Source organism: Pseudomonas brassicacearum subsp. brassicacearum (assembly GCF_008801605.1).
Classification (GTDB): domain Bacteria; phylum Pseudomonadota; class Gammaproteobacteria; order Pseudomonadales; family Pseudomonadaceae; genus Aquipseudomonas; species Aquipseudomonas brassicacearum.
This window is the reverse complement of sequence record NZ_VZPJ01000008.1, coordinates 168,636-183,292: the sequence shown is the minus strand read 5'-3', so window position 1 is coordinate 183,292 and position 14,657 is coordinate 168,636. Positions and strand designations below refer to the sequence as shown.

The 14,657-nt window shown below is 62.7% G+C and carries 13 protein-coding genes, 1 tRNA gene and 1 pseudogene; 10 read left to right on the top strand and 5 right to left on the bottom strand.

The window, feature by feature from the left end; genetic code table 11:
- Window positions 1-37: 37 nt before the first annotated feature.
- The 4 genes from F7R20_RS19355 (at window position 38) to F7R20_RS19340 (ending at window position 3,730) form a co-directional block, all read left to right on the top strand.
- Window positions 38-832 (top strand): alpha/beta fold hydrolase, encoded by a 795-nt coding sequence (locus tag F7R20_RS19355; RefSeq protein WP_003204386.1) that lies wholly within the window; start codon window positions 38-40, stop codon window positions 830-832.
- The gene (locus F7R20_RS19350; protein WP_081352568.1) at window positions 829-1,680 is read left to right on the top strand and encodes an alpha/beta hydrolase; all 852 of its coding nucleotides are present in this window, start codon (window positions 829-831) and stop codon (window positions 1,678-1,680) included. Before F7R20_RS19355 ends, F7R20_RS19350 begins: the two co-directional genes overlap by 4 nt.
- 129 nt (window positions 1,681-1,809) lie before the next feature.
- Entirely contained in the window at window positions 1,810-2,628 is an 819-nt protein-coding gene (locus F7R20_RS19345; RefSeq protein WP_003204380.1) for a DUF4892 domain-containing protein, read from the top strand.
- Between the two features lie 64 nt (window positions 2,629-2,692).
- Entirely contained in the window at window positions 2,693-3,730 is a 1,038-nt protein-coding gene (locus tag F7R20_RS19340) for an AI-2E family transporter (protein WP_003204378.1), read from the top strand.
- A gap of 87 nt (window positions 3,731-3,817) precedes the next feature.
- Here the strand turns inward: F7R20_RS19340 and xopAW are convergent, their stop codons facing one another.
- From xopAW to F7R20_RS19325, 3 genes are all read right to left on the bottom strand, one after another.
- Complete coding sequence (xopAW, locus tag F7R20_RS19335) at window positions 3,818-4,663, bottom strand: EF-hand domain-containing protein (RefSeq protein ID WP_003204375.1); 846 nt, start codon at window positions 4,661-4,663, stop codon at window positions 3,818-3,820.
- Window positions 4,664-4,799: 136 nt separating this feature from the next.
- Entirely contained in the window at window positions 4,800-5,843 is a 1,044-nt protein-coding gene (locus tag F7R20_RS19330; RefSeq protein ID WP_003204373.1) for a sensor histidine kinase, read from the bottom strand.
- Window positions 5,843-6,601, bottom strand: coding sequence for a response regulator (locus tag F7R20_RS19325; protein WP_003204371.1), 759 nt, complete (start codon window positions 6,599-6,601; stop codon window positions 5,843-5,845). The genes F7R20_RS19330 and F7R20_RS19325 overlap by 1 nt, the downstream gene beginning before the upstream one ends.
- A gap of 289 nt (window positions 6,602-6,890) precedes the next feature.
- On the opposite strand from F7R20_RS19325, the gene pyrF reads away from it, so the two are divergent.
- On the top strand, window positions 6,891-7,589 hold the full coding sequence (gene pyrF / locus F7R20_RS19320; RefSeq protein WP_003204369.1) for an orotidine-5'-phosphate decarboxylase: 699 nt from the start codon (window positions 6,891-6,893) through the stop codon (window positions 7,587-7,589).
- A 121-nt stretch (window positions 7,590-7,710) separates the two neighbouring features.
- On the opposite strand, the gene F7R20_RS19315 is transcribed toward pyrF, so the two are convergent.
- Complete coding sequence (locus tag F7R20_RS19315) at window positions 7,711-8,715, bottom strand: NADP-dependent oxidoreductase (protein ID WP_003204366.1); 1,005 nt, start codon at window positions 8,713-8,715, stop codon at window positions 7,711-7,713.
- Between the two features lie 226 nt (window positions 8,716-8,941).
- Between F7R20_RS19315 and F7R20_RS19310 the strand changes: the two genes are divergently transcribed.
- The 4 genes and pseudogenes from F7R20_RS19310 to F7R20_RS32365 all read left to right on the top strand — a co-directional run bounded on the left by F7R20_RS19310 (window position 8,942) and on the right by F7R20_RS32365 (window position 13,374).
- The gene (locus F7R20_RS19310) at window positions 8,942-9,703 is read left to right on the top strand and encodes an SDR family oxidoreductase (RefSeq protein ID WP_003204364.1); all 762 of its coding nucleotides are present in this window, start codon (window positions 8,942-8,944) and stop codon (window positions 9,701-9,703) included.
- 204 nt (window positions 9,704-9,907) lie between these two features.
- On the top strand, window positions 9,908-11,296 hold the full coding sequence (locus F7R20_RS19305) for an aminotransferase-like domain-containing protein (RefSeq protein ID WP_003204362.1): 1,389 nt from the start codon (window positions 9,908-9,910) through the stop codon (window positions 11,294-11,296).
- Between the two features lie 110 nt (window positions 11,297-11,406).
- Window positions 11,407-12,513: pseudogene (locus tag F7R20_RS32370) on the top strand (HAMP domain-containing protein); the annotation flags it as partial.
- Window positions 12,493-13,374 (top strand): methyl-accepting chemotaxis protein, encoded by an 882-nt coding sequence (locus tag F7R20_RS32365; protein WP_371128556.1) that lies wholly within the window; start codon window positions 12,493-12,495, stop codon window positions 13,372-13,374. The pseudogene F7R20_RS32370 and the gene F7R20_RS32365, both read left to right, overlap by 21 nt.
- 75 nt (window positions 13,375-13,449) lie before the next feature.
- Here F7R20_RS32365 and F7R20_RS19295 read toward each other — a convergent pair whose 3' ends face one another.
- The gene (locus F7R20_RS19295; protein WP_003204357.1) at window positions 13,450-14,208 is read right to left on the bottom strand and encodes a hypothetical protein; all 759 of its coding nucleotides are present in this window, start codon (window positions 14,206-14,208) and stop codon (window positions 13,450-13,452) included.
- 371 nt (window positions 14,209-14,579) lie between these two features.
- Here F7R20_RS19295 and F7R20_RS19290 point away from each other — a divergent pair.
- Window positions 14,580-14,655 (top strand) — tRNA-Glu (locus tag F7R20_RS19290).
- Window positions 14,656-14,657: the final 2 nt, after the last annotated feature.

Here is a 14,657-nt window from a genome sequence, read left to right as displayed (position 1 = left end):
GACAATCTGCCCCAGTTCCCCCAATGGATCGGCTGTCATGTCGCAACAGATTTTTTTCGCCCACGCCAACGGTTTTCCCTCGGCCACCTACGGCAAACTGTTCGCCGCGCTGGCGCCGCAGTACCAGGTCGCGCATCTGGAGTTGCACGGTCATGACCCGCGTTTCCCGGTGGACGATAACTGGCACAACCTGGTGGACGAACTGATTCATCACCTGGAGCTGCAACCGGCGCCGGTGTGGGGCGTTGGTCACTCCCTGGGCGGCGTGCTGCACCTGCACGCGGCGTTGCGCTGCCCCCAGTTGTATCGCGGCGTGGTCATGCTCGATTCGCCGGTGCTGACCCGTACCGACCAGTGGGTGATCCTGGCCGCCAAGCGCCTGGGCTTCATCGACCGCCTGACACCCGCGGGCCGGACCCTGGGTCGGCGTGAGGAGTTCGCTGACCTGGAGTCCGCCCGGCAGTATTTTGCCGGCAAGACCCTGTTCCGCGGCTTTGACCCGGATTGCTTCGACGCCTACCTGCAACACGGCCTGCAACAAGTCGGCGACCGGCTGCGACTGCGCTTTGACCCTGCCACCGAAATCAGCATTTACCGCGGCGTGCCGCACACCAGCCCCGGACGGCCCCGCAAGCTCAAGGTGCCGCTGGCCGTGGTGCGCGGCCGGCAGAGTCGCGTGGTGATGCGTCATCACACCCGTTCGGTGGGGCGCATGCTCCATGGCGAATCCCTGAGCATGCCCGGCGGCCATATGTTCCCCCTCGAACGTCCACAGGACACGGCCAACCTGCTCAAGAACCTGTTCCAGCGTTGGGAAGGGCGCAGCGCATGAGTGTGGTCGAGGAAGTCCGCCTGAGCTTGCCGCACATCGAACTGGCGGCCCACCTGTTCGGGCCGGAAGACGGACTGCCGGTAATTGCCCTGCATGGTTGGCTGGACAACGCCAACAGCTTCGCCCGCCTGGCGCCCAGGCTCGAGGGCCTGCGGGTGATTGCCCTGGACATGGCCGGCCACGGTCACTCCGGGCATCGGCCGCCCGGTGCCGGTTATGCCCTCTGGGACTATGCCCACGATGTGCTGCAAGTCGCCGAACAACTGGGCTTGAAGCGTTTCGCTCTGTTGGGGCATTCCATGGGCGCCATTGTCTCGCTGGTGCTGGCCGGCTCCTTGCCGGAGCGGGTGACGCACCTGGGGCTGATCGACGGGGTGATTCCTCCGACAGCCAAAGGCGATAACGCGGCCGAGCGCATGGGCATGGCCCTGCAAGCCCAGTTGGATCTGCAGCAGAAACGCAAGCCGGTCTACAAAACCCTGGAGCGGGCCATCGAAGCGCGGATGAAGGGGCTGGTGGCGGTCAGCCGCGAGGCCGCTGAACTGTTGGCCCAGCGTGGCCTGATGCCGGTGCCCGGGGGCTATACCTGGCGCACCGACAACCGCCTGACCTTGCCATCGCCTTTGCGCCTGACCGATGAACAGGCCATGGCGTTCGTGGCGCGGGTCGCTTGTCCGGCGCATCTGGTGGTGGCGGCCGACGGCATGCTGGCCCAGCACCCGGCGTTGCTGGAGCGTGTACCCTTCAGTCATGAGCAGTTGCCCGGCGGCCATCATCTACACCTGAACGACGAGGTCGGTGCCACGCTTGTAGCAGACTGTTTCAATCGGTTCTTCACCGTTCCTTGACTTGCGGCGGGCAACTGTCGAGGCTGGGCGGGTTGAAAGGGAGACAACCATGACAGACCTCTGTTTATCAGCCTCGCGGTGCATCGACGACGCCCGTTGCGTCCAAGCGTCCCAGGCCAAGCCGACCCGATGAAATTATCCGTTCACTCACTCGTCCTGCTGGTGCTGGCCTGCTTCAGCCCGGCGTCGTTCGCCGCCGATGTGCCAGGCAGTCGCGACCTGGAGCGTGTGCCGCGCATGCCCGACGCGCAGATTGTCGATTACCGGCAGACCAGCGACCTGGAACGCGTCTACCCCATGGGCTCGATCCGCAAGATCAGCGGCCAGCTGCGCTTCGACGGCCAGGTCGATGCCCGTGGGAACGTCACGTCGGTCACCTACGAACTGCCGCCGGAACATTCCGCCACCCAGGCCTTTACCGCAGCGCGCGAAGCGTTGCAGAAACAGGGCGCCGAGCTGTTGTTCTGGTGTCAGGCCCGCGATTGCGGCGAAAGCAGCCTGTGGGCCAACGACGTCTTCGGCAACTCCAAGCTCTATGGCGCCGACAACGGCCAGGCCTTCCTGCTGCTGCGCCTGGCGCCACCGACGGACAACACACTGATTGCGCTGTATGCCATCACCCGCGGCAATCGCAAGGCCTACCTGCATGTCGAGCAGTTCGAGGCGAGCGCAGCGCTGGGGGACCTGTTGCCGACGTCGGCCACGCTGCTGCGCCAGCTCAAGGACACAGGGGTCCTGGATTTGCCGCGTCTTGCCGGTGAGCCGGACGATACCTGGTTGCGCCTGTTGTCCCGGGCGCTGAACCTGGACACGGGCTTGCGGGTCAGTATCGCCGGGCCCCGGGCCGAGGATTGGCTTGAGGCTCTGGCGGGCCAGGGCGTTCGGGCGGCGCGCATGGAGGCCGCCAGCGGCGAGGCGGCGGGATTGCACCTGGAGTTGCTGCGCTAAGCTGTTTCGGGGCGGCGGCTTTCACGCCGTTGCCTCGCTCCTGTTCATTTTTTCGAGACCCTACATGATCAATAACGATCGGCTGTTGGTGCAGATCCTCCTCCTGGTGTTGTTCGGTGCAAGCCTCTGGGTCATGGCGCCGTTCTGGTCGGCGCTGTTCTGGGGCGCGGTGCTGGCGTTCGCCAGTTGGCCGCTGATGCGCCTGCTGACCCGCTGGGTCAATGGCCGCGAATCCCTGGCGGCGGCGTTGCTGACGGTGGGTTGGATGTTGCTGGTGGCGGTGCCGCTGGTGTGGCTGGGTTTCAACCTGGCCGACCATGTGCGCGATGCCACCGCATTCATCAAGGACGCCCAGGTCGACGGCCTGCCCGAAGCCCCGACCTGGTTGGCCGGTGTACCGCTGGTGGGCGAACGGCTGGTCGGCATCTGGAACAGCATCGACCAGCAGGGGGCCGCGCTGATGGTGTCCGCCAGGCCTTACCTGGGACAGGTCGGCAACTGGCTGCTGGCCCGCAGTGCGCAGATCGGCGGCGGCATACTCGAACTGACCCTGAGCATCGTGTTCGTGTTCTTTTTCTATCGCGACGGCCCGCGCCTGGCGGTGTTCGTCCACGGGTTGCTGGAGCGTCTGATCGGCGACCGCGCCGGTTACTACATCGAACTGGTGGCCGGTACGGTGCAACGGGTGGTCAACGGCGTGATTGGCACTGCGGCAGCCCAGGCCGTGCTGGCGCTGATCGGCTTCCTGATCGCCGGGGTCCCGGGGGCGCTGGTACTGGGTATCGTCACGTTCCTGTTGAGCCTGATCCCCATGGGGCCACCGCTGGTGTGGATCCCTGCCACGGCGTGGCTGGCGTGGAAGGGTGAGTACGGGATGGCGGTGTTTCTTGGCATCTGGGGCACGTTCATCATCAGTGGCGTGGACAACGTGCTCAAGCCGTACCTGATCAGCCGTGGCGGAAACCTGCCCCTGGTCATCGTGCTGCTGGGGGTGTTCGGCGGGTTGATCGCCTTCGGTTTCATCGGCCTGTTCATCGGCCCGACCCTGCTGGCGGTGGCGTATAGCCTGTTGACGGACTGGAGCAAGAGCCAGGCGCGGTAACCCACCCCAGAGGCAAGCACAAACCTTTGTGGCGAGGGGATAAATCCCCTCGCCACAAGTGAGTTTCAATCCAGGCTTGCCGGTGAATCAGGTCGCCACGTTCAGGTGTTTCCCTACAGTGGCGACGTTATCCAGCGAGTATTGCCGGCTGAGGTTGGCGATCATTCTGTTCAACGCCTCGCTGACATTGGCCTGTTCGGTGGAGCTGTCGCTGCGGCGACCGGCCTGCAAGGCGTTGTTGAATTCGTCGCTGCTGACGCCACCGCTGCTGTCGCTGTCGAGTGCTTCCATCAGCATCGCGCTGGTGTCGGTGCTCGTGGACGTACCGTTGCTGGCCTGCAAGGCGCTGCTCAGTTCGCTGGCGGTGACGGTGGCGTCGCCATCGGCATCGAGCTGGCTGAACAACTCTTCACTGGAGGCCTGTTGCGGTGGTGGCGGTGGCGGTGGCGCAAGGCTGGCGGCGAGTTCGTCGAGGCTGACAGTGCCGTCTTCATTCTTGTCCAACGCCGAGAACACTTGCTGGCTGTCGGCATCGCTGTCCGTGCTGGCCAGGCCGTTGCTCAACTCATCGCTGCTGACCACGCCATCACCGTCGGTGTCCAGGACGCTGAGCAGCGCATCGGCCAGTTCGGTACTCGGTGCCTGGTCGCGTGGTGGAGGAGGTGGCGGCGCCATTGCGGCCATTTCCTCGCTGCTCAGGTCACCACTGCCGTCACTGTCCAGGTCGCCAAAATTGTCGCTCAGGCTGACCAGGATGCCGTCGTCGCTTTTTTGCGACAGGGCGGTGCTCAACTCTTCCTGATTGACCGAACCGTCGCCGTCACTGTCGAGCTTGTTCAGCAGTTCCTTTTGAAACTGCTGGCTGCGGGCACTGCTGGTTGCGGTACTGCTGGTGCTGGTATAGGTCGAGTAACTGCTGACGCTACCAATCATGGGCGCTCTCCTTGGGCTGGGATAGCCGGTGAGTGCACCGGCTTATGCAGCCTCGGCGGGGTAGTTGTCGTGGGTATGTGGGGTTTGTACCGAGAGAAATACACAGCGTTCGCTCCCACAGGGGAGATAAGAGGGCTTAGAGACGAGGCAGGCTGATCACCGCCGTCAACCCGCCCCCTGGCGTCTCTTCCAGGATCAATTGCCCGCCCAGGCGTTCGGTGGCTTCCCGGGCGATGGTCATGCCCAGGCCGACGCCGCCGGAGTTGCGGTTGCGCGAGCCTTCCAGGCGAAAGAACGGTTCGAACACCGCCTCGCGTTTGTCCGCCGCGATACCGGGACCATGGTCGATGACTCGAATCAGCACCTGCTTATGTTGGTCTTCCAGGCTAATCAAGGCATGGCCGGCGTAGCGCAGGGCATTGTCGATGAGGTTGTTGAGGCACGAACGCAACGCCATCGGTTGCACCTGCAGCGGCGCGCAGGTGCCGCTGACCTGCACATCGGCGCCCTGGTCCTGGGCGTTTTCGCTCAACGATTCCACCAAGGCCTGCACGTCCATCCATTGCAGCGCTTCACTGGTGCGTTGTTCGTGCAAGTAGGTGAGGGTGGCATCGAGCATGCCGATCATATCGTCCAGGTCCTGGCGCATCTGGCCTTGCAGCTTGATGTCATCGATCTGCTCCAGGCGCAGCTTGAGCCGCGAAAGCGGCGTGCGCAGGTCATGGGACACCGCGCCGAGCATGCGCGAACGCTGCTGCACCTGCTCGAGAATCCGTTGCTGCATCAGGTTGAACGTATGGGCCGCCTGTCGCGCTTCACGGGGGCCGTTTTCATCCAGCGGCGGGCTGTCGAGGTTTTCGCTCAGGCGCTCGGCTGCATCGCTCAGGCGCTGGATGGGGCGGGTCAGGAGCTTGGCGCCATACCAGGCCGCGACGATCAGGAACACGAATTGAAAGGTCAGCGGCACCACCGGGCCGCCGAACCAGGGCCGCGCAGGACGATTAGGGGGCGGGCCGAAGCGCGGGGGGCCTTCGGCTTGTCGGGAAAATTGCGGCGGTGGCCCGGGAGGCGGTCTGTCGTAGTGAGAAAACCAGGCAAACGCCAACAGATGCGCCAGGACAATCGCCAGCAACAGCACGCCAAACAGGCGGCCGAACAGGGAGTCGAGGCGCAGTTGCATCAACCGATGTCCCGCGCGTCGAACAAGTAGCCCTCACCGCGCACGGTCTTGATCAGTTGCGGGGCCTTGGGGTCGTCGCCCAGCTTCTGGCGCAGGCGTGATACAAGCAGGTCGATGCTGCGGTCGAAGGCCTCGATGGAGCGCCCGCGAGCGGCGTCCAGCAGTTGTTCGCGGCTGAGCACTCGGCGCGGCCGTTCGATGAAGACCCACAACAGGCGGAACTCGGCATTGGACAGCGGCACCACCAGCCCATCGGCGGAGATCAGTTGGCGCAGTACGCTGTTGAGCCGCCAGTTGTCGAAACGGATATTGGCCCGCTGCTCGCTGCGGTCGTCGCGCACTCGACGCAGGATGGTCTGGATACGCGCCACCAGCTCCCTGGGTTCGAACGGCTTGGCCATGTAGTCATCGGCGCCCAGCTCCAGGCCGATGATGCGGTCGGTGGGCTCGCAGCGGGCGGTGAGCATCAGGATCGGGATGTCCGATTCGGCGCGCAGCCAGCGGCACAACTGCAAGCCATCTTCACCCGGCAGCATCAGGTCGAGCACGATCACGTCGAAGTGTTCGGCCTGCATCGCCTGGCGCATGGCCGCGCCATCGGTCACGCCGCTAGCCCTTATGCTGAAGCGGGCCAGGTAGTCGATCAGCAGCTCGCGGATCGGCACGTCGTCATCGACGATCAGCGCGCGGGTGTTCCAGCGCTTGTCATCGTCGAGCACTTTTTGATCGTCAGAATTTGCAACAGGGGTGTTCTGCATGGATGCATCATCTGCCAGGTAGGCTGCCAACCGCAAAGTAGGCGGCGAGGTTGAGCCCTCAGCATAGGCTTCGTGCCGTGAGGCGTGAAGCGCTGAAAGGACGGGTTGCGGCGGCGGACGGTAGCGTGTGGACGTGTTGTACGCATGTCATGAGTGTATCGGCTTCGACACAAAGGCCGGTATCGTCCATGCTGCAGGGGGACGATGAGATTTACCGATCATCGGGTCCCGCACGGGCGCTCGTTCCGCTACAATGCGCGCCGATTTCGACTTGCCTGAGAGCCCGCTCATGTCCGCCTGCCAGACGCCCATCATCGTCGCCCTGGATTTTCCCACCCGTGACGCCGCCCTGAAGCTGGCCGACCAGTTGGACCCCAAGCTTTGCCGGGTCAAAGTCGGCAAGGAACTGTTCACCAGTTGCGCTTCGGAAATTGTCGGGACCCTGCGCGACAAGGGGTTCGAAGTGTTCCTGGACCTGAAGTTCCACGATATTCCCAACACCACCGCCATGGCCGTCAAGGCGGCTGCGGAGATGGGTGTGTGGATGGTCAACGTGCATTGCTCCGGTGGCCTGCGCATGATGGCGGCCTGCCGTGAAGTGCTGGATCAGCGCAGCGGCCCGAAACCGTTGCTGATCGGCGTGACCGTGCTGACCAGCATGGAGCGCGAGGATCTGGCCGGGATCGGCCTGGACGTCGAGCCCCAGGAGCAGGTGCTGCGGTTGGCGGCGCTGGCGGAGAAGGCCGGCCTGGACGGTCTGGTCTGTTCGGCCCTGGAGGCCAGCGCCCTGAAGGCGGCTCACCCGTCGCTGCAACTGGTGACCCCGGGGATTCGTCCGGCGGGCAGTGCCCAGGACGACCAACGTCGCATCCTGACCCCACGCCAGGCGCTGGACGCCGGTGCCGATTACCTGGTGATCGGTCGCCCGATCAGCCAGGCCGCCGACCCGGCCAAGGCGCTGGCGGCGGTCGTGGCCGAACTGGCCTGACCAAACACCGAAGATCCCCAATGTGGGAGCGAGCTTGCTCGCGATAGCGGTATGTCAGTCATATCAATGTTGACTGACACGGCCCCATCGCGAGCAAGCTCGCTCCCACAGTTGTTTTGTGTCAGACCTTCAATACCAACTTCCCGAAGTTCTCCCCACTGAACAATTTGGTCAGTGTCTCGGGGAATGTCTCCAGCCCTTCGACAATGTCTTCCTTGCTCTTGAGCTGCCCCTTGGCCATCCAGCCGGCCATTTCCTGCCCGGCGGCGGCGAACTGCGCGGCGTAGTCCATGACCACGAAGCCCTCCATGCGCGCCCGGTTGACCAGCAGCGACAGGTAGTTGGCGGGGCCTTTCACCGCTTCCTTGTTGTTGTACTGGCTGATGGCGCCGCAAATCACCACGCGGGCCTTGAGGTTCAAGCGGCTGAGCACGGCATCCAGGATGTCGCCGCCGACGTTATCGAAATACACGTCCACGCCCTTGGGGCATTCGCGCTTGAGGCCGGCGTGGACGTCTTCGTTCTTGTAGTCGATGGCGCCGTCGAAACCCAGTTCATCGACCAGGAACTTGCATTTGTCGGCTCCACCGGCGATGCCCACCACGCGACAGCCTTTTATCTTGGCGATCTGCCCGGCGATGCTGCCCACCGCACCGGCGGCCCCTGAGAGCACCACGGTCTCGCCAGCCTTGGGCGCGCCGACGTCCAGCAGGGCGAAATAGGCGGTCATGCCCGTCATGCCCAGGGCGGACAAATAACGTGGCAGCGGAGCCAGTTTCGGATCGACCTTGTAGAAACCTCTTGGCTCGCCGAGGAAATAATCCTGCACCCCCAACGCACCGTTTACGTAGTCCCCGACCGCGAACCCCGGGTTGTTCGAGGCAATTACCTGGCCGACACCCAATGCGCGCATCACCTCGCCGATGCCGACCGGCGGTATATAGGACTTGCCCTCGTTCATCCAGCCGCGCATGGCCGGGTCCAGCGACAGGTATTCGTTTTTCACCAGGATCTGGCCGGCTGCCGGTTCGCCGACCGGTACTTGCTGATAGGTGAAAGTCTCGCGGGTCGCCGCGCCTACCGGGCGTTTGGCGAGCAGGAACTGGCGATTGGTCTGGGCAGTCATGGCGGGCACTCAAGATGAATGAAGCCTTGTTGATAGACCTTCGAAGCATTTGTCGCAAGGTTTGCTGGTACAGCGAATGCAGTTCGATCCAACACAGTGATAGTTCGCCTGGGGGGCTTATCACTGGCGCCCATGAATGCTCAAACGGCAGTTGGATAGTGCTGCCGCGTCCTCGGGACCTGTGACTAGACTGGCGGCATCTCCCGCATTCTTCGAGGAACAGACAATGAGCATGACGTTTTCCGGACAGGTCGCCGTGGTTACCGGCGCCGCCGCTGGCATCGGCAGGGCCACTGCCTTGGCGTTCGCGGCAGAGGGCCTGAAGGTGGTGGTGGCCGACCTGGACGTGGCGGGCGGCGAGGGCACGGTACAGTCGATTCGTGATTCGGGCGGCGAAGCGGTGTTCGTGCGCTGCAACGTGACGCTGGAAACCGATGTGCAGCAGCTGATGGACGAGGTGATCAAGACCTACGGTCGCCTTGACTACGCCTTCAACAACGCCGGGATCGAGATCGAGAAGGGCAAGCTGGCCGACGGTACCCTTGATGAGTTCGACGCGATCATGGGGGTCAATGTGAAGGGCGTCTGGCTGTGCATGAAGTACCAGTTGCCATTGCTGTTGGCCCAAGGCGGCGGGGCGATCGTCAACACGGCCTCGGTGGCGGGCCTGGGGGCGGCGCCGAAGATGAGCATCTATGCGGCGTCCAAGCATGCAGTGATCGGCCTGACCAAATCGGCCGCCATCGAATACGCCAAGAAGAAGATTCGCGTCAATGCAGTCTGTCCGGCGGTGATCGACACCGACATGTTCCGTCGTGCCTATGAAGCGGACCCGAAAAAAGGCGAGTTCGCCAACGCCATGCACCCGGTGGGACGTATCGGCAAAGTCGAGGAAATCGCCAGCGCCGTGCTGTATTTGTGCAGCGACGGGGCGGCTTTCACCACGGGCCATTCCCTGGCGGTGGACGGCGGCGTCACGGCGTTCTGAGGACGTGTCCCTCAGCTTGTAGGACGAAGCCCGCACTGGTTGCGGGCTTTTTCGTGTAGGGCCGAAAAAACCTCGGAACGGCCCTCAATGTGTTTCAAAGGGTGAGAATCGACGGTTTTGGCGACGTTGTCGTACATCGTCCCATAGCGGCCTGTGCTTAACTGTTTCCGGAAATAAAACAAACGCTTAGGAGCTTGGTTACTCATGGAGTTGAGAATCGACCGACAGGCCCTGGTGCCTGTCGTGCAGCAAATCGTCGACGCGCTGACCGGCTGGATCCGACAGGATGCGGTGCAACCGGGAACTCGGCTGCCATCCGTCCGTCAACTGGCGCGGGAGAACCTGCTCAGCCAGTCCAGCGTCAATGAAGCGTGTGAACGCCTGGTCGCCCAGGGCCTGTTGGCGTCCCGCCATGGTTCCAGCTTTTTTGTCGCACCACCCCCGTCGCCCGGGCCCGAGCCCAACGATCAGAATCGACAGCAGGACACGTTCGCCGACGGGGGCGACAGCTCGCAATGGGAATTGAAGCTGGGGTGTGGCGGGCTGCCCGAGAGCTGGCGCGAAAGCGATGACCTGGGCTATGCGATCCGTCAGGTCACTCGCACCGACATGGCGGGATTGTTCAACTACAGCACATCGTTGGGGCTGCCCGCCCTGCGTGAGCAACTTTCCAGGCGCTTGAAACAATTCAATATCGAGGCCGATAAAGACCTGATCCTGACCACCACCGGAGCGACCCACGGGCTGGACCTGATCGTACGGACGCTGTTGCCGCCGGGTTCCTGCGTGGTCGTGGAGAACCCCGGCTATTCAAGCCTGTTCGACCTGCTCAGGTTGCACGACATCGACATGATCGAATTGCCCAGGACCCCGCGCGGCCCGGACGTCGATGCGCTGCAAGACCTGTTGACGATGCACCGGCCCACTGCGCTGTTCGTCAACAGCGCCTGCCATAACCCGACTGGCAGCAGCCTGGCTCCGGCTGTTGCTCAACGGCTGCTGCAATTGACGAAGGAACACGGCGTACTGGTGATCGAAGACGATGCCTATGGCGATTTCCAGAGCTCGGCACGGACCCGGCTGGCGGCACTGGACCCCGAGGTGGTCTACGTGGGCAGCTTCTCGAAAACCCTGAGCAGTTCGTTGCGCGTCGGTTTCGTGGTGGCCGGGCCCTCCATCATCGCGCGCCTGAGCGAGGTCAAGGGTATTACCAGCATGGGTGGATCGCGGTTCTGTGAGTCGGTCCTTGCCTGCCTTCTGGCCAATGGTGCCTATCGCAAGTTGGTCCAGCGCCAGCGGCAGCGCCTGGGCGCCGATATGGCGGCGCTGTTGCAGGTTCTGGAAGACGCCGATTGGGAGGTCTTCGGCAAACCGGCCGGCGGGCTTTTCATCTGGGCAAGACCGCCATTGTGTGACTACGCTGGAGTACAAGGTCTGGCCAGGCGTTTCGGCGTGCTGCTGTCTTCGCGTAGCGCATTCAGCCCTTCGGGCGCCGACAGCGACTGGCTACGGATCAACGTGGCGTATGCCCGTGACCCCAGGGCGCAGGCGTTCTTCCGGGCCGCGGCTCTGGATCGACCTCTAGTGTCCTGAAAACGACGCGGCTGTAGCTTTTTGCCATTATTCCGACGCCAGCATCTTGTGCTGCAGGGCGTCTCGTTGCGAATCTGCAATCAACACACACTGGCAGAGGACTGAGCGCAATGATTTCGGCCGTGCAAGGACGTTTTGCCAACCTGGGTATGGCAAAGAAACTGGGTATCGGATTTGTCCTGGTGCTGTTGCTGACCGCGGTGGTCGCGGCCATCGGTGTCTGGTCCCTGCAGACCATCAGTTATCGCTTCGATGGCTTGAAACAGATGTCCTCCCTCAACAGCGGGTTGCTCAAGGTTCGGCTGCTGGAGCAGGAATACGCCTCGCGCTCCGATCCCAAGACGGCCGATGCCCTGCGCCAGGGCGTCGATGGACTGCTGGCCCAGGCGAACGAACTCAAGGTGCAGTCGGCTGCCAACGTGCCGGTGATGAACGACGTGGAGCAGGCGCTGGCCGCGTATCGCAAGGCGTTCGACGAATTTGTCGGGTTGAGCCAGAGCAAGGACCTGGCGCTGGAAATGGCCAGTTGGTCGGTGTCCAGCGTCGCCAATAACCTGGATGTGTTGCAGGCCGGGCTGGCGGATGACGGCGCCTATACCTTGAAAGATTCCGAGGGCAAGGAGGGGGCCGAGTTCATCGAGCAGGCCAACCAGGTCAGCGAAGTATCACGCTTGATGTTGCAGGCCATGAACGAAGCGCGGGTCCGCCTGGACCAGAGCCGCAAAGGCAATGTCGAGGGCGCCGCAGAAGGCAGCATCGAACAGGCCGAGCAGGCGATGAAACAGGCCGAAGTGCTCAAGACCACCGTCAAGGACCCCGGTTACCAGACCGTGCTGAATGAAGTGGCCGGGCATATCGCCGGGTTCAATGAACAATTGGCCGAATACACCGGCCTGCTGGCGAAGGAAAAAGTCGTCTACCAGCAACTGCACGAGCGGGCCGATCAAGTGGTGGCGCGGGTTGACCAGGCCTTCAGTGCCGAAGACCATGCCATGCAGACCGAACTGAAGAAGAATTCACTGCTGATCATCGGTTCGTCGGCCCTGGCGTTGCTGGTGGGATTGATCGCTGCGTGGGTCATAACCCGGCTGATCGTGACGCCGCTGCGCAGTGTCATTCGCGTGGCCCAGCAGATTGCGGCGGGTGACTTGAGCGCCACGGTCGAAGTGACGCGCCGGGACGAAATTGGTCAGTTGATGCAGGCGATGCAACAGATGGGCGCGGGGCTGAGCAGTATCGTCAGCGGCCTGCAGGCCGGTATCGAGCAGTTGGCCAATTCGGCCCAGTCGCTGTCGGCCGTGACTGAACAGACCAACCTGGAAGTCAGCAGCCAGAAAGAGGAAACCGAGCAGGTCGCCACGGCGATGAACCAGATGACGGCGACTGTGCATGATGTGGCACGCAACGCGGAAGAAGCCGCACAAGCGGCCCAGACTGCCGACGACAAGGTCGAAAGCGGCCAGCAAGTGGTGCGTCAGAGCATGGTGCGCATCGAGCAGTTGGCCGACTCGGCCACGTCGGCCAGCTCCAGCATCGAAAGCCTCAGCGCCGAGATCCAGAACATCGGCACGGTGCTGAGTGTGATCAAGAGCGTGGCCGAGCAAACCAACCTGTTGGCGCTCAATGCCGCTATCGAGGCGGCCCGGGCCGGGGAGCAGGGCCGGGGCTTTGCGGTCGTGGCCGATGAGGTGCGGGCGTTGGCCAGGCGCACGCAACAGTCCACCGAGGAGATCGAGCGACTGGTGAGCGCCTTGCGTTCAGCGGCCCAGGCTTCCGTGCAGCAGATCCAGAGCAGCGGCGAGTTGGTGAAGATGGCGGTCAGCGATGCACTGCAGACCGAAAGCGCCTTGGGCAGTATTGCGGCGGCGGTATCACTGATCCAGCAGATGAACCAACAGATCGCGGCGGCGGCCGAGCAGCAGAGTTCGGTGGCCGAGGAGATCAATCGCAGTGTCACCAGCATTCGCGCCAGTGCCGATCAATCCTCCCTGGCGATGCGCGGCAATGCCGCTTCCAGCATCGAGCTGGCGCAGTTGGGGGTTGAGCTGAAAGGGATGGTGGGGCATTTCAAGTTGTGACAAAGACGACGCAACCCCTTGTGGCGAGGGGATAAATCCCCTCGCCACAAATGATTCGTATCCGACAATGAATCCTCAGTCGTAAACCTTCTTCTTCTTCCACTCGTCGTTGACTTCGGCGTCCTTCAGCCCTTCGGTCAACTGGTTGACCTCGCCTTCGACCGGCTGGGTGCTGGCCAGGACCTGGGCATTGGCGCGGGCCAGGAGTTTCTCCAGGTAGGCCAGTTGTTCGGCGTAGACCTGGGGTTCCTGTTGCTTGCGCAGGTACTGCACGCCGCGCTCGAAGGCCAGGCGGGCCTGCCCGGGTTGTTCTTGCTGCAGGGCTTGCTGGCCGAGGTTGTTGAAGAACTCGATGTGCAGCAGCACCAGAATGTGCCGTACTTCGCGAATCCAGCGCTTGGCTTCGTTAGGCGGCAGGAAACCGTCCTGGGCGGCGCGGGTGATCTGGCCGTGCAAGGCCTCGAGCAGAAACCGTACGTCCTTGGCCTTGGCTTCGGTCTGGATCGGTGCCGGTGGATTGTTCACCGGGATCGATTCACCCTGGGCGGCCAGTGCGCTCAACTCGTCCAGGCGTGCCTTGACCGCGGAATTGGTCTTGTCCAGGTTCAGCAAGCGCTGACAGACGTTCATCTCAAGGCGCGTCATCAACAACTTCAGGGCCGGGGTCATCAATTGCCCGGGGAAGGTTTCGGTGAGCTCGCCACAGCGACGCATGCGGTCGTTGAGTTCTACCTTGGTGCGGGCCTTTTCCAGCTTGTTGTTTTCCACCACGTGGTTCATGTAGCCAATGGCGATCAACAGGGCGATCCCGGCTACGACGAGCAGGGTGATCATGAGTGGTGTCACCGGTAAGACCTCTTTATTGTGGTACGCATGTCATGAGTGTAGTGGCTTGGCTTTTAAGCGCATAGGCCCGAGCGACGCGATTAGACGGGCGTCGTGCTGTTTATGGGAAGCATAACCGGGTGGGTGCACATTGCCATCATTTGCCGGGCGCGACTATAGCGTCTCGGCGGGTGACAGAATATAGGCGTCAGAGACCGGGCGGGCAAAATGTCCGGATCGCCTCCAAACCGGGCGAAGTCATTGATTTAAATAAATTTATATCTGGGGGTTGACGACCCTTCAATCCATCCATAGAATGCGCGCCACTTACAGCGTAAAGCACTCAGCCAAACGCTATAAGTAGTGAATGTTGTACGTGTGTCCCCTTCGTCTAGTGGCCTAGGACACCGCCCTTTCACGGCGGTAACAGGGGTTCGAGTCCCCTAGGGGACGCCAAT

Excerpts from the sequence above, each read along its gene's own strand:
- F7R20_RS19355 (WP_003204386.1), top strand. The coding sequence starts at position 38 with ATGTCGCAACAGATTTTTTTCGCCCACGCCAACGGTTTTCCCTCGGCC.
- F7R20_RS19350 (WP_081352568.1), top strand. The coding sequence starts at position 829 with ATGAGTGTGGTCGAGGAAGTCCGCCTGAGCTTGCCGCACATCGAACTG.
- F7R20_RS19345 (WP_003204380.1), top strand. The coding sequence starts at position 1,810 with ATGAAATTATCCGTTCACTCACTCGTCCTGCTGGTGCTGGCCTGCTTC.
- F7R20_RS19340 (WP_003204378.1), top strand. The coding sequence starts at position 2,693 with ATGATCAATAACGATCGGCTGTTGGTGCAGATCCTCCTCCTGGTGTTG.
- xopAW (WP_003204375.1), bottom strand. The coding sequence starts at position 4,663 with ATGATTGGTAGCGTCAGCAGTTACTCGACCTATACCAGCACCAGCAGT.
- F7R20_RS19330 (WP_003204373.1), bottom strand. The coding sequence starts at position 5,843 with ATGCAACTGCGCCTCGACTCCCTGTTCGGCCGCCTGTTTGGCGTGCTG.
- F7R20_RS19325 (WP_003204371.1), bottom strand. The coding sequence starts at position 6,601 with ATGCAGAACACCCCTGTTGCAAATTCTGACGATCAAAAAGTGCTCGAC.
- pyrF (WP_003204369.1), top strand. The coding sequence starts at position 6,891 with ATGTCCGCCTGCCAGACGCCCATCATCGTCGCCCTGGATTTTCCCACC.
- F7R20_RS19315 (WP_003204366.1), bottom strand. The coding sequence starts at position 8,715 with ATGACTGCCCAGACCAATCGCCAGTTCCTGCTCGCCAAACGCCCGGTA.
- F7R20_RS19310 (WP_003204364.1), top strand. The coding sequence starts at position 8,942 with ATGAGCATGACGTTTTCCGGACAGGTCGCCGTGGTTACCGGCGCCGCC.
- F7R20_RS19305 (WP_003204362.1), top strand. The coding sequence starts at position 9,908 with ATGGAGTTGAGAATCGACCGACAGGCCCTGGTGCCTGTCGTGCAGCAA.
- F7R20_RS32365 (WP_371128556.1), top strand. The coding sequence starts at position 12,493 with ATGCAGGCGATGCAACAGATGGGCGCGGGGCTGAGCAGTATCGTCAGC.
- F7R20_RS19295 (WP_003204357.1), bottom strand. The coding sequence starts at position 14,208 with ATGATCACCCTGCTCGTCGTAGCCGGGATCGCCCTGTTGATCGCCATT.